Origin of the sequence: Pararoseomonas baculiformis (assembly GCF_017813395.1) — a bacterium.
Taxonomy (GTDB): Bacteria; Pseudomonadota; Alphaproteobacteria; order Acetobacterales; family Acetobacteraceae; genus Roseomonas; species Roseomonas baculiformis.
Map to the genome: position 1 here is coordinate 50,748 of NZ_JAGIZB010000005.1, position 18,808 is coordinate 69,555.

Genomic DNA, 18,808 nt, shown 5'->3' on the forward strand with positions numbered 1-18,808 from the left:
ATGACCATCGACCGCCTGCCAGACCCTCCTCTTGCCGGTCCGGACCCCGCGGCCCGCACCGTTCATGCGGTCACGCAGGATGAGCTGCCTGGCCTGCTGGAAAGGCTGGAGCCAGGGGCCGCCGCCTATCTGACCGAAAGCGGCTTCACCTGCGAGGCAGGAAAGATCCTCCTTCTCCCCGGTCCCTCCGGGATCTCCGCGGCCGTGCTGGGCTTGGGAAGCTCCGGCTCCGCCCCCTGGCCCTATGGCGCCCTCCCCTTCGGCCTGCCGGCGAACACGAGCTGGAAGATGGCCGAGGGCAGCGACCTGGCCGCCGCGACCCTGGGCTGGCTGCTGGGCGCCTATCGCTTCACCCGCCACAAGGCCCCGCCCCGTTCCCCCGCCCTGCTCGTCCTGCCCGATGACGTGCCGGAGGAAGTGCGCCGCGCCCGCATCCTCGCCGAAGCCATGCTGCGCGCGCGGGAGTTGATCAACCTGCCCGCCGCCGACCTGGGGCCGGCCGAGCTGTCCGACGCCGCCCGCGCCTTGGCGGAGCGTTGCGGGGCGGCGTTCGAGGAGGTGTCCGGGGAGGCACTGGACCAGGGCTTCCCGGCCGTTGCGGCGGTGGGTGCCGGCAGCCACCGGGCGCCACGGGTCGCGCTGATCCGCTGGGAGGGCGCGAAGGATGGCCCGCTCATCGCCCTTTGCGGAAAGGGTGTTTGCTTCGACACGGGCGGCCTGGACCTCAAGACGCCCGACGGCATGAAGCGCATGAAGAAGGACATGGGCGGGGCCGCGATCATGCTCGGCCTGGCCGAGGCGCTGATCCGCCTGGGTGCCCCGATCCGGCTGCTGGTCGCGATCGGCGCCGTGGAGAACGCGGTCTCCTCCACCGCCATGCGCCCGCTGGACGTGCTGCGCACCCGGGCCGGCCTGACGGTGGAGGTTGGCAACACCGATGCCGAGGGCCGGCTCGTCCTGGCCGATCTTCTCACCTTCGCCTCGGAACAGCGGCCCGACCTGCTGCTGGATGCCGCGACGCTCACCGGCGCGGCACGCGTCGCGCTCGGCCCGGATCTCCCTGCGCTCTTCACGAATGACGAAGGCGTTGCCGCCGCCCTTTCCGCGGCAGCCGATGCGTGCCACGACCCGATCTGGCGACTGCCGTTGCATGAAGGTTACGCTTCGTGGCTCGACAGTTCGGCTGCCGACATCAACAACGTCGGCAGTCGGCCGATGGCAGGGGCCATCGTCGCGGCGCTCTTTCTTCGCCGTTTCGTTCCGCGCGGCATACGTTGGGCTCATCTCGACGTTTATGCATGGAACGATGTGGCGCGACCGGGTCGTCCGGAAGGCGGGGAAGCCATGGGCCTCAGGGCCATGCACGCCGGATTGATGAGCCTGTTGCCCATAGGGGCCGGTGCCTGATGAACCCCATCAGGCCGGCCCGGGCTATTCCCGATGCGGTAAGCCCCGGCGACCGAACCAGTGACAGCGGCCCTTTCGCAAGGCTTGGCCGCCCCTAGAGGAGGGATAATTGATGCCCGTGCAAGGCACTCCGGACCAGCTCGTTGGCGTTCTGCGAGACACGGTTGTGGCCCTGGTGCGCCGTGATGGTCCTGACCTATCGGCACGGCAGCTGGGTGTTTTCCTGACTGTCTATCTCAGCGAGGGCCCGCATACCGTGCGCGGCCTGGCCGCGTCGCTGAACGTCTCCAAGCCCGCCATCACCCGCGCCCTGGACCGGCTGGGCGAGCTGGACTTCGCCCGCCGCAAGACGGATCCGCAGGACCGGCGCTCGGTGCTTGTCCAGCGCACCGTGAAGGGCGCGGCCCTGCTGCGCGAGATGCGCAGCATCATGGGCGAGGCCGCGGCCACGGCCGAGGACGAGAACGTGGCGGCCCAGCGCACCGGGAACGGCCTCATGGTGGCCCAGCGCGCGAGCTGAGGCAGGGCGGATCTTCCCGCCGGGGCGTCGCCCCGGCGGCCGGTCCGCCACGGTGCTTAGCCCTCCGAGAGGGACCGGACGAAGGCCCGCCAGTCCTGGCGCTTCGCGGCCGCCCTCTCCGTGCCGTCCGGCATCTTCGCGTAGAGGCTGAGCACGCCCTTGACCCAGAGCGCGTCGAAGACGGCCTCGTTCGAGAGGGCGAAGGCAGCGCTGCGGTCGAACACGCCATCCCGGATCTTGGGCAGGACCTTGAGGATCCACCAGGCGGAGCCGAGGCCGAGAATGGCGAAGCCCAGCCAGGTGTGAATGTACATCGTGGCCACCAGGCTTGAGACGAGCAGGATCGAGGGCACGGTCACGTTCTCCCAGGTCCTGTAGACCGGGGATCCCGGCGCGTTCATCTGCCGGATGTTGATGCCGAGCTTCACCTGCCCCTGGTCCAGCATCTCCCTCAGCTTCTCAAGTTCGCTCACGTCTCCACCCCGGCTTCGGTCCGCAGCTCGAATGCGGCATCCATCAGGGCGCGGGTGTAGGCCGCCTGCGGCGCGCCGACCACCTGTTCCGTCTCGCCCGCCTCCACCAGCCGGCCGTCCTTCATCACGACGATCCGGTGGGCGAGCGCGCGGACGACGCGAAGATCATGCGAGATGAAGATGTAGGACAGGCCCCGCCGCAGCTGCAGGTCGCGCAGGAGCTCGACCACCTGCGCCTGGACGGACACATCCAGCGCGCTGGTCGGCTCGTCCAGCACCACCAGCTCGGGCTGCAGGACAAGGGCGCGGGCGATGGCGATGCGCTGGCGCTGCCCGCCGGAGAATTCATGCGGGTAGCGAATGGCGGTGGCGGGATCCAACCCGACCTCGCGCAGCGCCTCCGCCACGCGCGCATCCCGTTCCGCGCGGGACAGGCCGGGCTCATGCACCGCCAGCCCCTCCCCCACGATCTCGCCCACGCTCATGCGCGGGGAGAGGCTGCCATAGGGATCCTGGAACACCACCTGCATCCGGCGCCGCAGCGGGCGTAGCGCCTTGCGCGAATGGTCCTGGATGGGCTGTCCGTCCAGCACCACCAGGCCGGCAGAGGGCTCCAGCTGGAGAAGGGCGAGGCCGAGCGTGGTCTTGCCGCTGCCGCTCTCTCCCACCACGCCCAGCGTCTCGCCGCGGCGCAGGGTGAGGTCCACGCCGTCAACCGCCTTCACATGCCCCACCACGCGGCGGAACAGGCCGCGCCGCACGGGAAAATGCACCTTCACCCCTTCGGCGCGCAGGATTTCCGGCGCATCCGCCGGGAGGGGTGCCGCACGGCCATGCGGCTGGGTTTCCAGCAGCATGGTGGTGTAGGGGTGCTTCGGGCGGGAGAAGACCTCCGACACCAGGCCCTGCTCGACCGCGGCGCCGTCCTTCATCACCACGACCCGGTCCGCATAGCGGCGCACGATCGCCAGGTCATGGGTGATGAGGAGCATCGCCATGCCGAGCTCGCGCTTCAGCTTCGCGAGAAGTTCCAGAACCTGGGCCTGGATGGTGACGTCCAGCGCGGTGGTCGGCTCATCCGCGATCAACAGACGAGGGTCGTTGGCCAGGGCGATGGCGATCATCACCCTCTGGCGCTGGCCGCCGGAGAGCTGGTGCGGGTAGGCATCCAGCCGCTCGGCGGCGGCACCGAGGCCGGCTCGCTGCAGCAACTCGATCACACGCTGACGAAGGGCGTCCCCCCGCATCGGGCGATGCAGGGTCACCGCTTCCGCGACCTGGCGCCCGATGCTGTGCAGCGGGTTGAGGGAGGTCATGGGTTCCTGGAACACCATGCCAGCCACGCCGCCGCGCAATCGCTGCAGCTCGTCCGGGGAGGCCTTCAGCACATCCACGCCATCCAGCGTGACCTGCCCGGCGGGATTGGTGCCGCCAGGGCCGAGAAGGCGCAGGCAGGACAGCGCCGTGACGCTCTTGCCGCTGCCGCTTTCCCCCACCAGCGCAAGGGTCTCCCCAGGCTGCACCGAGAAGGAGACGCCGCCGACCACCTGCTGGCCACGGAAGGCGACGCAGAGATCCCGCACATCGAGGATGGGTGCGCTCACGGGCGCCCTCCGGGCTGCTTGCGGGGATCGAAGGCGTCGCGCACGGCCTCTCCGATGAAGGCGAGCAGGGTGAGCATGCCGCCCAGCACGACAAAGGCCGTGATGCCGAGCCAGGGAGCCTGGAGATTGTTCTTGGCCTGGGACACCAGTTCACCCAGCGATGGCGAGCCCGGAGGCAGCCCGAATCCGAGGAAGTCCAGGCTGGCCAGCACCGTGACCGAGCCCGCCAGGATGAAGGGCAGCATGGTCAGCGTGGCCACCATCGCATTGGGCAGGATATGGCGGCTCATCAACCGCGCATCCGAGACGCCGAGCGCCCGGGCGGCACGGACATAGTCGAGATTGCGGCCGCGCAGGAACTCGGCCCGCACCACGCCCGTGAGGGCCATCCAGGAAAAGAGAAGAAGGAAGCCGAGAAGCGAGAAGAAGCTCGGCTCGATCACGCTCGCCAGGATGATGAGCAGGAGCAGCTGCGGCATGCCGGACCAGATCTCGATGACGCGCTGGAAGATGAGGTCCACCCAGCCTCCATAATAACCCTGCACGGCCCCGGCGGCGACGCCGACAACGGAGGAGAGGATGGTCAGGGTGAAGCCGAAGAGCACCGAGATGCGGAAACCGTAGATCACGCGTGCCAGCACGTCGCGGGCCTGGTCATCCGTGCCCAGGAAGTTGCGGGCGGAAGGCGGGGAAGGCGCGGGGCGGCCGAGATCCCGCACAACCGTGCGGTGGCTGAACGGCACGGGCGGCCAGATCGCCCAGCCGCGCTTCTCCACCTCCTCGGCCAGCACCGGGTCGTGCCAGTCGGCGGCGGTTGGGAAGCCGTCGCTCAGGATGTCGCTCTCGGCATATTCGACGGCCACGGGAAAAAACCACCGGCCGTCCACACGCGCCACGATAGGGCGGTCATTCGCGATCAACTCGGCGAACAGCGTGAGGATGAAGAGGATCGCGAAGATCCAGAGCGACCACCAGCCGCGCCGGTTGGCGCGGAAATTGGCGAAGCGGCGGAGGGTAAGGGGCGAGAGGGTCAACGGCGGGCGCTGAAATCGATGCGGGGATCCACCAGCGTGTAGCTGATATCGCCCACGATCTGCATGACGAGGCCAAGCAGGGTGAAGATGTAGAGCGTGGCGAACATCACGGGGTAGTCGCGGCGGATCGCCGCCTCGAAGCCCAGCAGACCCAGCCCGTCCAGGCTGAACACGATTTCCACCAGCAGAGCGCCGGTGAAGAGGATGCCGATGAAGGCCGCCGGGAAGCCCGCGATGATCAGCAGCATCGCATTCCGGAACACATGCCCGTAGAGCACGCGCCCTTCCCCCGCGCCCTTGGCGCGGGCGGTGAGGACGTATTGCTTGTTGATCTCGTCCAGGAAGGCGTTCTTGGTCAGCATGGTCAGCCCGGCGAAGCCGCCGACGACCAGCGCGATGGTGGGCAGCACCATGTGCCAGGCATAGTCCGCCGCGCGCTGCCAGAAGGGCCAGCTCTCGCTGCCGCTGCTGGTCAGCCCGCGCAGCGGGAACCACTGCACGAAGGAGCCGCCGGCAAAGAGCACCACCAGCAGGATGGCAAAGAGGAATCCGGGGATGGCATAGCCCAGCAGCACGACGCCGGAGGTCCAGGCGTCAAAGCGCGTCCCGTCCCGGACCGCCTTGCGGATGCCCAGGGGGATGGAGACGAAATAGATGATCAGCGTGGACCAGAGCCCGAGCGAGATGGAGACGGGCATCTTCTCCAGGAGCAGGTCCACCACCGGGCGGTCCTGGAACAGCGAACGGCCGAAATCGAAGCGCAGATAGCTGGTGATCATTTCCCAGAAGCGCTCGGTCGCCGGGCGGTCGAAGCCGAAGGTCTTCTCGATCTCGGCGACCACGGCGGGGTCGAGCCCGCGCGCGCCGCGATAGGTGGAGCGCGGCCCCTCGCCGCTGACCTGATCCTGCGGCCGTGGCGCGCGGGTCTCCCCGCCCCCCTCGCCGGTCAGCCGCCCCAGGGTGGTGTTCCCCTGGCCGCGCAGCTCGGCCAGCATCTGCTCCACGGGGCCGCCGGGTGCGAATTGCGTCACCGCGAAGTTGATGAGGATGATGCCGAACAGCGTCGGCACCAGCAGCATCAGCCGGCGAAGGACATAGGCGCCCAAGGCCTAGCCCGCGGTCCGGCGGGCTTCGGCGAGGGCACGCTCCTTCTCCGCATCCACCCACCAGCTGTCGAGGCCGATGGCGCGGCGCGGGGCGCGCTCGGGCCTTCCGAACTTGTCCCACCAGGCCAGGCGGAAGGTGCGGCTGTGCCATTGGGGGATGCTGTGGAAACCCCAGAGCAGCACGCGGTCCAGGGCGCGGCAGGCTGCGGTCAGCTCCTGGATGGATTGCGCGCCAACGATCATCTCCACGATCGCGTCCACCACCGGGTCCTTGATGCCGATGGTGTTGCGGCTGCCATTCTCGTCGGCCTTGCCGCTGGTCCAGTAATCCCGCTGCTCATTGCCGGGGGAAGAGGACTGGCCGAACACCTCGACCGTCATGTCATAGTCGAAATTATCCATCCGCACCTGGTACTGGGGCGGATCCACCGTGCGCACCCGCGCCTCGATGCCCAGGCGCTGCAGGGACTGGATATAGGGCAGCGCGATGCGCTCGAAGGTCGGGCCGTTCAGCAGGATCTCGAACTCGAAGCGCTGCCCCTGCGCATTCACCAGGCGGCGGTCGCGCACGGTCCAGCCGGCCTCCCGCAGCAACTCCAGCGCCCGGCGAGCCTGCTCCCGGTTGTTGCCGCTGCCATCCGTCCCGGGGAGCTTGAACTCGCGGGTGAAGACCTCCGCCGGCAGGCGGTCCTTGAAGCGCTCCAGGATCTCCTTCTCACGGCCTTCCGGAAGGCCGCGCGACGCGAAATCGGAGTTGGAGAAGTAGGAACTCGTGCGCGTGTAGGAATTGTAGAAGAGGTTGGCGTTCATCCACTCGAAGTCGAAGACAAGCCCCAGCGCCTCCCGGACGCGGCGATCCTGGAAAAGCGGGCGGCGCTCATTCATGATGAAGCCCTGCAGCCCGGTCGGCAGTTCGTGCCGGATCTCCTCCCGCTTCACCAGGCCGCGGCGGACCGCCGGGAAGTCGTAGGAGGTCGCCCAGTCGCGGGCCACGTTCTCCGTGCGGAACTCGATCTGCCCGGCCTTGAAGGCCTCCAGCGAGACGATGGCGTCGCGGTAGTACTCGTACCGCATGAGATCGAAGTTGTTCGTGCCCTTCATGGTGGGCAGGTCCCGGCCCCAATAGTCGGGCACCCGGCGATAGGCGATGGAGCGGCCGGCCTCGAAGCGCTCGATCCGGTAGGGTCCGGAACCGAGGGGCGGCTCCAGCAGGGGCCGGGAGAAGTCCCGCCCCTCCCACCAGTGCTTCGGCAGCACGGTCAGCTGCCCAAGAATGAGGGGCAGCTCCCGGTTCTGGTCGGTGGAGAAGCGGAAGGTGACCCGCCGCGGCCCCTCCGCCACCACCTCAGACACATCGGCCCAATAGGCGCGGTAGAAGGGGCGGCCGTGCTGGCGAAGCATGGTGAAGGTCCAGACCACGTCCTCGGCCGTGATGGGGCGCCCATCATGCCAGCGGGCGGTCTCGCGCAGTTCGAAGGTGACGCCACGCCCATCCGCGGGCAGCTCGACCGTGCCGGCGAGGTGGCCATATTCGGCGCTGGCCTCGTCGGCGCTCTCCTTCAGCAGGGGATCGTAAAGGGTCCCGCTGCCCACGGCGGCCGTGCCGCGCAGGATGAAGGGGTTGAAGCTGTCGAAGCTTCCAAGGGCGTAAAGGGTGATTTCGCCGCCCTTGGGAGCATCCGGGTTCACCCAGGGGAAATGCGTGAAATCCGCCGGCAGGGCCGGCTCCCCCAGAAGGGAGAGGGCATGGACCCGGCGCGGACCGGGGTTTGCTCCCTGGGCCAGCGCGGGGGGAAGGGGCAGCCCGGTGGCAAGGCCCGAAAGGAGGAGGGTGCGGCGGCGCATACCCCCAAGATTGGGGGCTAACGCCCCGTCTCTCAACAGGAGACCATCATACGGAAAGGAATGATACGCAGGCGGGCAGCAGGGCCGGGTCGCCAACCGCCAGGACATCCCCGCCGGATTCCAGCGTGAGCGGCCGCCCGGCATGATCCGTCACCCGCCCGCCAGCCCCCTCGATGACAGGCACGAGCGCCCCCCAGTCCCACGGCTTCATCGCGGCCTCGACCACGATATCCACCAGCCCCAGGGCGACAAGGCCGTAGCTGTAGCAATCCCCGCCCCAGGTTGTCCGGCGGGCAGCCTGGCGGAGGGCGTGGAAGCCCGTGTCCTCGCCAGGGGGGAACATGTCCGGGCTGGTGCAGGACAGTTCCGCATGGCCGATCTCCGGGCAGGGACGGCAGCCGACCGTGCCGCCGAAAGGCCCCCGGAACACCGTGCGGCGCCCTTCCACGCCGATCCAGCGCTCCCCCGTGGCCGGCTGGTCGATAATGCCGAGGACAGGGCGCCCGCGATGGAAAAGGCCGATCAGCGTGCCGAAGAGAGGGCGCCCCGTGACAAAGGCCCGGGTGCCATCGATCGGATCGAGGACCCATACCCACTCGGCATCCGCCCGGTCCGGCCCATACTCCTCCCCGATCACGCCGTGGCCGGGGTGGTGCCGGGCGATGTGATCCCGGATGGCTCGCTCGGCGCCCCGGTCGGCCTCGGTGACGGGGCTGGCGTCGCCCTTGGCTTCCACCAGGAGCGCGGAACGAAAGAGGGGGCGGATCACCGCCCCCGCCAGATCCGCCGCGGCCTCGGCCGAGGCGAGCAAGCTGTCCATCAGTGCCCCAGCCTTACGGCAGCGGCACCGGGCTGCCGGCCAGGCTGCGCAGATAGGCGATCACATCCGCCCGCTGCTGCGCCTGGTTCAGGCCGGCGAAGGCCATGCGCGTGCCGGGGATGGCGGCCGCCGGGCGGTTCAGGAAGGCATTCAGCGCCTCATAATCCCAGGGCTTCTCGTGCAGCGCCTTCATCGCGGGGGAATAGTTGAAGTCCTCCCGGTGGGCGTGCGGGCCGCCGACAACGCCGTAGAGATTCGGCCCCACGGCATTGCGCCCACCCTCGGTGAAGGTGTGGCAGGCCGCGCATTGGCGGCTGGCAATGGTGCGGCCGTTCTCGACATTGGCGCTGGCCAGCAGCGGCGCGATCGGCTCCAGCGCGGCCGGCGCGGCCGGCGCGGCGGCGGTGACCACCTCGCCCGTCTCGATGGCCGGCTTGTCCAGGCGTTGAGGATGAACGACCAGCCCGCCGACCAGCCCGGCGACCATGAAGCAGATGCCGGCCGTGAGGACCGCCGCGAACGCCTTGTTAGCTTCCAGGCTCATACGCCTTGCCCGAATCCCGTGTTGTGCCGCATCCAAACGCTTCGCGGCGCGCGCGTTTGCGCAGCCCCGCCGTCGCGGCTAGAAGCCCGCGGACCATAATGATCCCGGGCTTCCGCGACAACCCGTGGCCGCCCGGCCCCGCCGGGGGCGCCGTCGCAAAGGGCCAGCCTTGAATCCGATCGTCCTGATCCCCGCCCGAATGGCCTCCACCCGCCTGCCGGGCAAGCCAATGGCCGATATCCATGGCCGGCCGATGATCGTGCATGTGCTGGAAGCGGCCCGCGCGGCCGGAATCGGGCCCGTGGCCGTGGCTTGTGACGACCCCGCCATTGAGGCCGCCGTGGTCGCCGCCGGGGGCACCAGCGTCATGGTCGCGGATGACCTGCCTTCCGGCACGGATCGGATCGAGCGCGCCCTGGCGCTGCTGGATCCGGGGGGCCAGCACGATGTGGTGGTGAACCTCCAGGGCGATCTCCCGGCCCTTCCGCCGGATCTGCTGCGGACCGTCCTCATCCCCCTCGCGGATCCGGCGGTGGACATCGCCACCCTGGTCGCGCCCGTGGTCAGCGCCGAGGAGGCAGCCGCCCCCAGCGTGGTGAAATGTGCCTGCGCCTTCCCGCCAGGCGCCACCGTGGCGCCGGCCCTTTATTTCTCCCGCCACCCGATTCCCTTCGGGGAAGGGCCGCTCTGGCACCATATCGGGCTCTACGCCTATCGGCGCGCCGCGCTGGCCCGGTTCGTGGCCCTGCCGGCAAGCCCGCTTGAGAACCGGGAGAAGCTGGAGCAGCTTCGCGCCTTGGAAGCCGGGATGCGGATCGCCGTCGCGCGGGTGGACCACGCCCCCTTCGGCGTGGACACCCCCGCCGACCTCGCCCGCGCCCGCGCCGTGCTGCACCCTGGCATCGCCGCCCAGAGAGAGACCCCGTGAACCAGATCATCGCCTTCCAGGGCGTAGCCGGCGCCTATTCGGACCTGGCCTGCCGCGCCGCCTATCCTGGCTGGACCACCCTGCCCTGCCCCTCCTTCGAGGCGGCGATGGCGGCGGTACGGGAAAGCCGGGCCGAGCTGGCCATGCTCCCCTGCGAGAATTCCCTGGCCGGGCGGGTGCCGGACATCCACCGGCTTCTTCCCGATTCGGGCCTGCATGTCGTGGGCGAGCATTTCGAGCGGGTGGAGCACTGCGTTCTCGCCCCGCCCGGCGCGACGCTGGAGACGATCCGCCGGGCCCATTCCCACCCGGTCGCGCTCGGCCAAGTGCTGAACCTGCTGCGCGACATGCGCTGGCAGGCGGTGATCGAGGCCGACACGGCCGGTGCCGCCCAGCTGGTGGCGCAGCGCGGCGGGGTGGAGGACGCGGCCATCGCCTCCTCCCTGGCCGGGGAGATCTACGGGCTCCAGGTGCTGCGGCGGAACGTGGAGGACGAGGCGCACAACACCACGCGCTTCTACGTCATGTCGCGCGAGGCCGCCCTGCCGCCGGTCACGGCGCCGGGCTGCATCACCACCTTCGTCTTCCGGGTGCGATCCGTTCCCGCCGCCCTCTACAAGGCCCTGGGCGGCTTCGCGACCAATGGCGTGAACATGACGAAGCTGGAGTCCTACATGCTGGACGGCCAGTTCACGGCCGTTCAGTTCCTCTGCGACGTGGATGGCCATCCGGACCAGCCGCCGCTGCGCCGCGCGCTGGAGGAGCTGCGCTTCTTCTCGCGCGAGGTGCATGTGCTCGGGTGCTATCTCGCCCATCCCTACCGGCAGCAGCAGGCTGCCGCCGCAGAGTAATCGCGTCTTGGTGATATGTTCTTTCGCCAAGCCCGGGCATGCCGTAAGCAGATGGCAACCAAAACCGCCTTTCAGGGAAAGGAACGCTTCCGAATGACGTCCCGCGTCAACCGCCGCGCGCTTCTCACGGCGGCACCCGCCGCCGTGGTTCCGGTGGCCCTGGCCGCCCCGGCCATTGCACAGACCAACCCGGAGGTGCGCTGGCGCCTCACCTCCTCGTTCCCGCGCAACACGGACATCCTGTGGGGCACGGCCGAGGCCGTGGCGCGCCGCGTGGGCGAGCTGACCGATGGGCGCTTCCGCATCCAGCCCTTCCCGGGCGGCGAGATCGCGCCCGCCCTGGCCGCTCTGGACGCCGTGCAGTCGGGCAGCATCGAATGCGCCCACACCGCATCGTATTACTATATCGGCAAGGACCCGGCCCTGGCCTTCTTCACGGCCGTGCCCTTCGGCCTGAATGCGCGCCAGAACACGGCCTGGCTCCGCTTCGGCGGGGGCCAGGACCTGATGAACGAGATGATGCGCGAGTACAACGCGATCGCCTTCCCCTGCGGCGATACGGGCGCGCAGATGGGCGGCTGGTTCCGGCGCGAGATCCGCACCGTGGACGACGTGAAGGGGCTGAAGTTCCGCATCACCGGCCTGGCCGGGCAGGTGTTCCAGAAGATGGGCGCCACCCCCTCGGTGGTGCCGGCCTCGGACATCTACTCCTCGCTGGAGCGCGGGACGATCGATGCGGCCGAGTTCGTCGGCCCGCATGACGACGAGAAGCTCGGCTTCGCGCGGGTGGCGCCGAACTACTATGCCCCGGGCTTCTGGGAGCCGGGCGCCCGCCTGCACCTCATTGCCAACCAGCGGGCTTATGAGGCGCTGCCCGCTGCCTACAAGGCGGCGATCGCGGTGGCTTCCGCCGAGGCGGATGCCGAGATGGTGGCGAAGTACGACTACGCGAATCCGCAGGCGCTGCGCCGCCTTGTGGCCGGCGGCGCGCAGCTCCGCTTCTGGTCCCGCCCGATCCTCGAGGCCGCCTGGCGCGCCACGAACGAGGTTATGGACGACCTGGCCAGCAAGAATGAGCGCTTCAAGCGGATCATGGAGAGCCAGCGCCGCTTCCGGGACGAGGTTTACACCTGGCACCGCGTGAGCGAGAATTCATTCGACAACTTCGCTTTCACGGCCTCGCAGACGGTGCGCTGAACCGCCTGGGGGCTTAAAGGAAAGGGGCGGGGCCGGGGGGCCCCGCCCCTTTCTCGTTCCATCCGCGCCCGCCCCTCGCGCCGACGCCCACGGAAAACCCCATGGATATTCCCGGCCTCTTGTCCGCCCTTCTCCTGGGCGTGGTGGAAGGGCTGACCGAGTTCCTGCCGATCTCCTCCACAGGGCACCTGATCCTGCTGGGCGAGCTGATCGGCTTCGAGGGACCGCCGGGCAAGGTTTTCGAGATCGCGGTCCAGCTTGGCGCAATCCTGGCGGTGGTGCTCACCTATTGGGGGCAGCTCTGGCGCATAGCGCTGGGCATGTGGCGCCCCGGCACGGTGGAGCGCTTCACCGCCGTCAATCTGTTCCTTGCCTTCCTCCCCGCCCTGGTGATCGGCGCCGTGCTGCACGGACCGATCACCCGGATGCTGTTCAATCCCTGGGTCGTGGCGATCGCGCTGATCCTGGGCGGCATCGCCATCATCGCCATCGAACGGGCACGGCCGAATCCCACCATCGCCTCGGTGCCGGAGATCGGTCCGCTCGCGGCGTTGCTGATCGGCTTCGGGCAGGTCCTGGCCATGATCCCCGGAACCAGCCGTTCCGGCGCCACGATCATCACCGCCCTGCTGCTTGGCGTGGAGCGGCGGACGGCGGCGGAGTTTTCCTTCCTTCTCGCCATCCCCACCATGCTGGCGGCGACGGTCTACAGCCTCTGGAAAGCGCGCCAGGACCTTGATCTCTCGAGCCTTGGCCAGATTGGCATCGGCTTCGCCGCGGCCTTCGTCGTCGCCATGGTCGTGATCCGCGTGGTCCTGGCCTCCATCTCGCGAATCGGGTTTACGCCCTTCGGGTGGTATCGGATCGCGCTGGGCGGAATCATTCTCGTCTGGCTTGCGCTTCGCTGACGAGCCTTCGCTTCCTTCATCGCGCCGGGTAGCGTAACGGTGCGATGCCGCGAAAAGGAGAGGGCTGCATGGTGACGCCGCGGATTCGTGCCGGGCTGTTTGGGCTTGGCCTGCTTGGCCTGGCCGCATCGCCGGTTGCGGCACAGAGCTGGCCGAGCGATTCCGGGCCGACCGGCGACTATCTCGGCTCTGCGGTCCGGCAGTTCGAAAGGCTGGCGCCCCCGCCCATCGAGGCGGCGGGGCGTGCGGAGCGGCCCGTGCCCAACCTGCCCATCACGGATGTGCCGGGCGGTGCCGTGGATGTCGGCATGCCCGTCATCACCTCGGCCCCGCTCATGGAGCGCAGCACGCCCCAGCCCCGGGCCAGCCGGCGCGCGCCCTATCGCCAGGGTCGCGCGACCTCTGTTCGCACCCGCTCGCCGGATATCCGCGAATCGCGGCTCGAGCGGCGGATCGCGGCGCAGGAGCGCCGGATCCAGGAACTCGAGCGGCAGCTTCAGCAGTCCCGCTGAGGAAACAGCGGGCTTTTCGCTCAGCACGCCGGCAGATGTCCTGCTTACGCCGGGGCCGCAACCGGCGGCCAGGCCGGGGCGCCGGGGCGCCCCGGTGGGTTCTCAGCGGTTGCGCAGGGCCACGTCGTATTCGGCCTCGGTCTTGGCCCGCATCTCCTCCTCGGTCACGCCGGGCGCAAGCTCCAGCAGGCGCATCCGGCCCGCGGCCTTGTCCACCTCCAGCACGCCGAGATCGGTGACCACCAGATCGACCACGCCCTGGCCGGTCAGGGGAAGGGTGCACTCCTTCAGCAGCTTGGGCTTGCCGCCGGCGGTGTGCTCCATCAGCACCACCACGCGCTTCACGCCGGCCACCAGATCCATGGCGCCGCCCATGCCCTTCACCATCTTGCCCGGGATCATCCAGTTCGCCAGGTCACCGTTCTGGGCCACCTGCAGCGCACCGAGGATGGACAGGTCGATATGCCCGCCACGGATCATGGCGAAGCTGTCGGCCGAGGAGAAATAGCTGGTCGACGGCAGCTCGGAGACGGTCTGCTTGCCGGCGTTGATGAGGTCCGGGTCCTCCTCGCCCTCCAGCGGGAAGGGACCGATCCCGAGCATCCCGTTCTCGCTCTGCAGCTGAACGGAGACGCCCTCGGGGATGTGGTTGGCCACCAGGGTCGGGATGCCGATGCCCAGGTTCACATAGAAGCCGTCCTCCAGCTCGCGGGCAGCGCGGGCGGCCATTTCGTCGCGGGTCCAGGCCATGGCTCGGCGCTCCTCAGCGGGTGGGAAGGGGATCAGTGCCGGCGGCGGCCGGCGCGGCGGATTCGGAGCGCTTCCGGACCGTTCGCTGCTCGATGCGCTTCTCCGTGCCGGGGGGCACGACGATCATGCGCTTCACATAGATGCCGGGCGTGTGGATGTGGTCCGGGTTCAGCTCTCCCTGCCCGACCATTTCCTCCACCTGCACCACCGTCATGCGGGCGGCGGTGGCCATCACCGGGTTGAAGTTCCGCGCCGTCTTGCGGAAGACCAGATTGCCTTCCGGATCCGCCTTCCAGGCATGGATGATGGCGAGGTCCGCCATGATCCCGCGCTCCATCACATAGGTCACCCCGTCGAATTCCTGGGTCGGCTTGCCCTCGGCCACGGCGGTGCCCACGCCCGTGCGGGTGAAGAAGGCCGGGATGCCCGCGCCGCCGGCGCGGATCCGCTCGGCCAGCGTGCCCTGCGGGTTGAACTCGATCTCCAATTCCCCGGCCAGGAACTGGCGGGCGAATTCTGCATTCTCGCCGACATAGGAGGCGATCATCTTCCGGACCTGCCGTGTCTTCAGCAGCAGGCCCAGCCCGGCATCGTCCACGCCGGCATTGTTCGAGACGAAGGTGAGATCCTTCACGCCGCTGTCGCGAATGGCCTCGATCAGAAGGTTCGGAATGCCGCAGAGACCGAAGCCGCCGGAATGGATGAGCATCCCGTCGCGCAGCAGCCCGTCCAGCGCCGCCTTCGCGTCCGGGTAGAGTTTCCTGCTCATTCGATGGCTTCCTCCAGCGCTTTCGGCGGCCGGAGGCTAGCCCTCCCTCCCTCCTTCATAAAGGGGCGGAAAATCGCAAGAAGGGGTATTGCCGCCCCTGCGGCAGGGGGCTATATCGCGGCACCCGCACGGTGGGGGGCCATAGCTCAGTTGGGAGAGCGCTTGAATGGCATTCAAGAGGTCGTCGGTTCGATTCCGATTGGCTCCACCAGTTTAAGCGGATGACGCGGGGCGCTCGGAAACGGGCGCCCCGCTCTCTTTTCTGCCTCTCTTCTTTCCGTTCTCTTTGTCCTCACGGACAAGAACTTGCCGCTTACCCCACGCCGACGATCCGCCAGGCGTATTCACTTCCATCCGGCTCAGAGATCGTCACCGTCTCCCCGGGCCGGCACGGCGCCCTGCCGCGGATCACAGCCTGCAACGGGGCGTCCACCGGGTTGTCGTCCCGCCGGAAGAAGCGCAGGGCCCAGCCCATGTCGGGGTCATACAGGACATCCCCGTCCATGAGGCCCTGGCCGGGCCAGAAGCGGCGGGCCGGCCACATGGCCGCATCCTCACGCCAGGCATTCGGATCCGGAAAACCCTGGTGATCCAGGGTGAGCGTCACCTCGTAGCGGTGCTCGGGGCTGCCCTCGGGAAGTCCGCCTCCGCCGCTCGGCGACAGGACGACGAGCGGCATGCGGAACCTCCTTCCTCTCAGCTGGCCTCCGGCCGCCTAGATGGCGACCCGGACGCCCAGTTCGACCACGCGGTCACTTGGGATACGGAAAAACTCAGTTGCCGGAACCGAGTTGCGGGACATGATGCCGAAGAGCCATTGCTGCCAGCGCGGCATCTTCGGGATCGCTGAGGCCACGACGGTTTCCCGCCCCAGGAAGTAGGAGGCCTGCATCGGCTCGTAATCGACGCCCACCTCGCGCAGGCCTTCAAGCTCCCGCGGGATATTGGGGCTCTCCTGGAAGCCGTAGCACAGGGACACCCGGTGGATGCCCGGCGCCAGCTCCTCCACATGGCGGCGGGCCCTCACCTGCGGCACGTCCTCGCCCGAGACCGTGACGAAGAGCACGCGCTCATGCAGGACCTTGTTGTGCTTCAGGTTGTGCAGGAGGGCGCTGGGCACGTAGTCGGCCTGGCTGGTCATGAAGACGGCAATCCCGGGCACCCGCACCGTGCGGGACTGCGGCAGGCGGGCGAGGAAAGATTTGAGCGGAAGGCTGTCCTGCCGGAACCGGCTGAAGAGCAGGTCCCGCCCACGCCGCCAGGTGAGCATCATGGCGAAGAGCCCACCACCAAGCAGGAGAGGCACCCAGCCGCCATCCGGGATCTTGAGGACGTTGGAGATGAAGAAGGCGAGGTCGAGCAGGAAGAGCGGCGTGAAGACCGCGATGACCAGGGACAGCGACCAGCCGAAGCTGCGGCGGAAGACCAGCCCCGCCAGGGTGGACGTCGCCAGGAAGGTGCCGGTGACGGCCAGGCCATAAGCGGCCGCCAGGCTGTCCGAGTTGCGGAAGGTGACCACCAGGATGACCACCCCGAGCAGCAGCGCGAAGTTCACCTGGGGCATGTAGATCTGCCCCTCCTCCGTCTCGCTGGTGTGGCGCACGACGAGGCGGGGCAGGAAGCCGAGTTGCACGCATTGCCGGGCGATCGAATAGGCCCCCGAGATCATCGCCTGGCTGGCGATGATGGTGGCGGCGGTCGCGAGGACCACGAGCGGCAGGCGCAGCCATTCGGGAGCCAGCAGGTAGAAGGGGTTCTCCAGCGCCGCACGGTCGGAGAGCAGCAGGGCGCCCTGCCCCAGATAGTTCAGGCTGAGCGCCGGCAGGACGAAGGCGATCCAGGCCAGCTGGATCGGGCGGCGGCCGAAATGCCCCATGTCGGCATAGAGGGCCTCGGCCCCCGTCACGGCCAGCACCACGGAGCCCAGGGCGATGAAGGCGGCCAGATGATAGGCCAGCGCGAAGCGCACGGCGTAATGAGGGGAGAGGGCGACCAGCACCTCAGGCTCCCGGACCACCTCAATCAGGCCGAGGAGGCCGATCACGCCGAACCACAGCACGGTGATCGGGCCGAAGACCGCGCCCATGCTCCCGGTGCCACGGTACTGGAAGAGGAACAGGGCCAGAAGGACGGCCAGGGAAAGGGGGACCACCGCGTCCTCGAAGGTCGGGGAGATGACCTTCAGGCCCTCAACGGCGGAAAGGACCGAGATGGCCGGGGTGATGACACCGTCGCCGAAGAAGAGCGCCGCGCCCGCGATCCCGACCAGGGCGATGAGCCAACGGCCCCGCTCCGTCACGGCAGCGCGCTGGGCGAGCGCCATGAGGGCCAGGATACCGCCCTCCCCCTTGTTGTCCGCCCGCATGACAAGGAAGACATATTTCACGGTCACCACAATGATGAGCGACCAGATGATGAGGCTGAGGATCCCCAGGATCTCCCAGCGCTCCAGCCCATCGGAGGAGAAGTGCGACAGGGCCGCCCGCATCGCGTAGAGCGGGCTTGTTCCGATATCGCCGTAAACGATGCCGAGGACGGCCAGGAGGACGGCCGCGCTGAGAGGCTGCCGATCGCCGTGGGTGGCCGCAGATGTCACGTCCGTTGTCCGCGCTAATTGGTTGGCGGCGGCATATGACCGCTGCCCCGGACGCTGCAACCCCCGGTCCGGCCGGGTGGTTGCAGGGCCGTTATGCGTTTCGCGGAAAGGGGCGGCATGGAGGCTGCCGCGCCCTGGCCTCCGGGCTCAGTGCCCGCGCAGGATCTGGGACAGGAAGGTCTGCAGGCGCTCGGTGGATGGATTGCTGAAAAGCTGCTCCGGCGCGCCCTGCTCCACCACCTCGCCCCGGTCCATGAAGACCACGCGGTCCGCCACCTGGCGGGCGAAGCCCATCTCATGGGTCACGCAGATCATGGTCATGCCGTCCTCGGCCAGCCCGACCATGGTGTCCAGAACCTCCTTGATCATCTCGGGGTCGAGCGCGGAGGTTGGCTCGTCGAAAAGCATGATCTTGGGCTTCATGCACAGCGCCCGGGCGATGGCCACGCGCTGCTGCTGCCCGCCGGAAAGCTGGCCCGGGTATTTGCGCGCCTGGTCCGGGATCTTCACCCGGGTCAGGTAGTGCATCGCCAGCTCCTCCGCCTCCTTCTTGGGCATGTGGCGGACCCAGATCGGGGCGAGGGTGCAGTTCTCAAGAATCGTCAGATGCGGGAACAGGTTGAAGGACTGGAACACCATCCCGACCTCGCGCCGGATAGCGTCCAGGGCGCGGACATCATCCGTCAGTTCCGTCCCGTCCACGACGATCCGGCCCTCCTGGTGCTGCTCCAGCCGGTTGATGCAGCGGATCATGGTGGACTTGCCGGAGCCGGAGGGCCCGCAGACCACGACCCGCTCGCCGGTCGCGACCTGGAGGGAGATGTCCCGCAGGACATGCATGGAGCCGTACCACTTGTTCACCTTGTCCAGCAGGATGGCCGGAGGCGCATCCGCGCGGATGGAGGAGGCGATGTGGGTTTCGGTGTCGAGCGCGGCGCTCATGA

At 68.6% G+C, this 18,808-nt stretch carries 19 protein-coding genes and 1 tRNA gene; 8 read left to right on the forward strand and 12 right to left on the reverse strand.

The window, feature by feature from the left end; translation table 11 throughout:
* Nucleotides 1-1,407 carry a leucyl aminopeptidase family protein gene (locus tag J8J14_RS06370; RefSeq protein ID WP_209378640.1) on the forward strand — a complete coding sequence of 469 codons (1,407 nt, stop codon included), beginning with the start codon at nucleotides 1-3 and terminating at the stop codon, nucleotides 1,405-1,407.
* Between the two features lie 112 nt (nucleotides 1,408-1,519).
* Nucleotides 1,520-1,927, forward strand: coding sequence for a MarR family transcriptional regulator (locus tag J8J14_RS06375; protein WP_209378641.1), 408 nt, complete (start codon nucleotides 1,520-1,522; stop codon nucleotides 1,925-1,927).
* Nucleotides 1,928-1,983: 56 nt separating this feature from the next.
* On the opposite strand, the gene J8J14_RS06380 is transcribed toward J8J14_RS06375, so the two are convergent.
* From J8J14_RS06380 to J8J14_RS06410, 7 genes are read right to left on the reverse strand one after another with little or no spacing between them, the layout of a single operon-like run.
* Nucleotides 1,984-2,400, reverse strand: coding sequence for a hypothetical protein (locus J8J14_RS06380; protein WP_209378642.1), 417 nt, complete (start codon nucleotides 2,398-2,400; stop codon nucleotides 1,984-1,986).
* The gene (locus J8J14_RS06385; protein WP_209378643.1) at nucleotides 2,397-4,004 is read right to left on the reverse strand and encodes an ABC transporter ATP-binding protein; all 1,608 of its coding nucleotides are present in this window, start codon (nucleotides 4,002-4,004) and stop codon (nucleotides 2,397-2,399) included. The genes J8J14_RS06380 and J8J14_RS06385 overlap by 4 nt, the downstream gene beginning before the upstream one ends.
* Nucleotides 4,001-5,038: an ABC transporter permease gene (locus J8J14_RS06390; protein WP_209378644.1), complete on the reverse strand. Its 1,038-nt coding sequence runs from the start codon at nucleotides 5,036-5,038 to the stop codon at nucleotides 4,001-4,003. The genes J8J14_RS06385 and J8J14_RS06390 overlap by 4 nt, the downstream gene beginning before the upstream one ends.
* Nucleotides 5,035-6,144: a microcin C ABC transporter permease YejB gene (locus J8J14_RS06395; protein WP_209378645.1), complete on the reverse strand. Its 1,110-nt coding sequence runs from the start codon at nucleotides 6,142-6,144 to the stop codon at nucleotides 5,035-5,037. The genes J8J14_RS06390 and J8J14_RS06395 overlap by 4 nt, the downstream gene beginning before the upstream one ends.
* A gap of 3 nt (nucleotides 6,145-6,147) precedes the next feature.
* The gene (locus J8J14_RS06400) at nucleotides 6,148-7,989 is read right to left on the reverse strand and encodes an extracellular solute-binding protein (RefSeq protein WP_209378646.1); all 1,842 of its coding nucleotides are present in this window, start codon (nucleotides 7,987-7,989) and stop codon (nucleotides 6,148-6,150) included.
* A gap of 46 nt (nucleotides 7,990-8,035) precedes the next feature.
* Entirely contained in the window at nucleotides 8,036-8,809 is a 774-nt protein-coding gene (locus J8J14_RS06405) for an inositol monophosphatase family protein (protein ID WP_209378647.1), read from the reverse strand.
* Nucleotides 8,810-8,822: 13 nt separating this feature from the next.
* The gene (locus J8J14_RS06410) at nucleotides 8,823-9,353 is read right to left on the reverse strand and encodes a c-type cytochrome (RefSeq protein WP_209378648.1); all 531 of its coding nucleotides are present in this window, start codon (nucleotides 9,351-9,353) and stop codon (nucleotides 8,823-8,825) included.
* Between the two features lie 169 nt (nucleotides 9,354-9,522).
* Between J8J14_RS06410 and J8J14_RS06415 the strand changes: the two genes are divergently transcribed.
* The 5 genes from J8J14_RS06415 (at nucleotide 9,523) to J8J14_RS06435 (ending at nucleotide 13,749) form a co-directional block, all read left to right on the forward strand.
* Entirely contained in the window at nucleotides 9,523-10,281 is a 759-nt protein-coding gene (locus tag J8J14_RS06415; protein WP_209378649.1) for a 3-deoxy-manno-octulosonate cytidylyltransferase, read from the forward strand.
* Nucleotides 10,278-11,132: a prephenate dehydratase gene (locus J8J14_RS06420; protein ID WP_209378650.1), complete on the forward strand. Its 855-nt coding sequence runs from the start codon at nucleotides 10,278-10,280 to the stop codon at nucleotides 11,130-11,132. The genes J8J14_RS06415 and J8J14_RS06420 overlap by 4 nt, the downstream gene beginning before the upstream one ends.
* Nucleotides 11,133-11,225: 93 nt before the next feature.
* Nucleotides 11,226-12,329: a TRAP transporter substrate-binding protein gene (locus J8J14_RS06425; protein ID WP_209378651.1), complete on the forward strand. Its 1,104-nt coding sequence runs from the start codon at nucleotides 11,226-11,228 to the stop codon at nucleotides 12,327-12,329.
* 101 nt (nucleotides 12,330-12,430) lie between these two features.
* Nucleotides 12,431-13,237 (forward strand): undecaprenyl-diphosphate phosphatase, encoded by an 807-nt coding sequence (locus tag J8J14_RS06430; RefSeq protein WP_209378652.1) that lies wholly within the window; start codon nucleotides 12,431-12,433, stop codon nucleotides 13,235-13,237.
* Between the two features lie 68 nt (nucleotides 13,238-13,305).
* A complete protein-coding gene (locus J8J14_RS06435) occupies nucleotides 13,306-13,749 on the forward strand; it encodes a hypothetical protein (protein ID WP_209378653.1) in 444 nt (147 codons plus the stop codon).
* A gap of 102 nt (nucleotides 13,750-13,851) precedes the next feature.
* On the opposite strand, the gene J8J14_RS06440 is transcribed toward J8J14_RS06435, so the two are convergent.
* Together J8J14_RS06440 and J8J14_RS06445 are read right to left on the reverse strand one after the other, a co-directional pair.
* Entirely contained in the window at nucleotides 13,852-14,499 is a 648-nt protein-coding gene (locus tag J8J14_RS06440) for a CoA transferase subunit B (protein WP_209378654.1), read from the reverse strand.
* A gap of 13 nt (nucleotides 14,500-14,512) precedes the next feature.
* Nucleotides 14,513-15,268 (reverse strand): CoA transferase subunit A, encoded by a 756-nt coding sequence (locus J8J14_RS06445; protein WP_209378655.1) that lies wholly within the window; start codon nucleotides 15,266-15,268, stop codon nucleotides 14,513-14,515.
* A 135-nt stretch (nucleotides 15,269-15,403) separates the two neighbouring features.
* Between J8J14_RS06445 and J8J14_RS06450 the strand changes: the two genes are divergently transcribed.
* Nucleotides 15,404-15,479: transfer RNA gene (locus tag J8J14_RS06450), tRNA-Ala, on the forward strand.
* Between the two features lie 102 nt (nucleotides 15,480-15,581).
* On the opposite strand, the gene J8J14_RS06455 is transcribed toward J8J14_RS06450, so the two are convergent.
* The 3 genes from J8J14_RS06455 to J8J14_RS06465 form a co-directional block, all read right to left on the reverse strand.
* Entirely contained in the window at nucleotides 15,582-15,947 is a 366-nt protein-coding gene (locus J8J14_RS06455; RefSeq protein ID WP_209378656.1) for a hypothetical protein, read from the reverse strand.
* A 36-nt stretch (nucleotides 15,948-15,983) separates the two neighbouring features.
* On the reverse strand, nucleotides 15,984-17,864 hold the full coding sequence (locus J8J14_RS06460; protein WP_342452404.1) for a potassium transporter Kup: 1,881 nt from the start codon (nucleotides 17,862-17,864) through the stop codon (nucleotides 15,984-15,986).
* 147 nt (nucleotides 17,865-18,011) lie between these two features.
* A complete protein-coding gene (locus J8J14_RS06465; protein ID WP_209378658.1) occupies nucleotides 18,012-18,806 on the reverse strand; it encodes an amino acid ABC transporter ATP-binding protein in 795 nt (264 codons plus the stop codon).
* Nucleotides 18,807-18,808 lie beyond the last annotated feature (2 nt).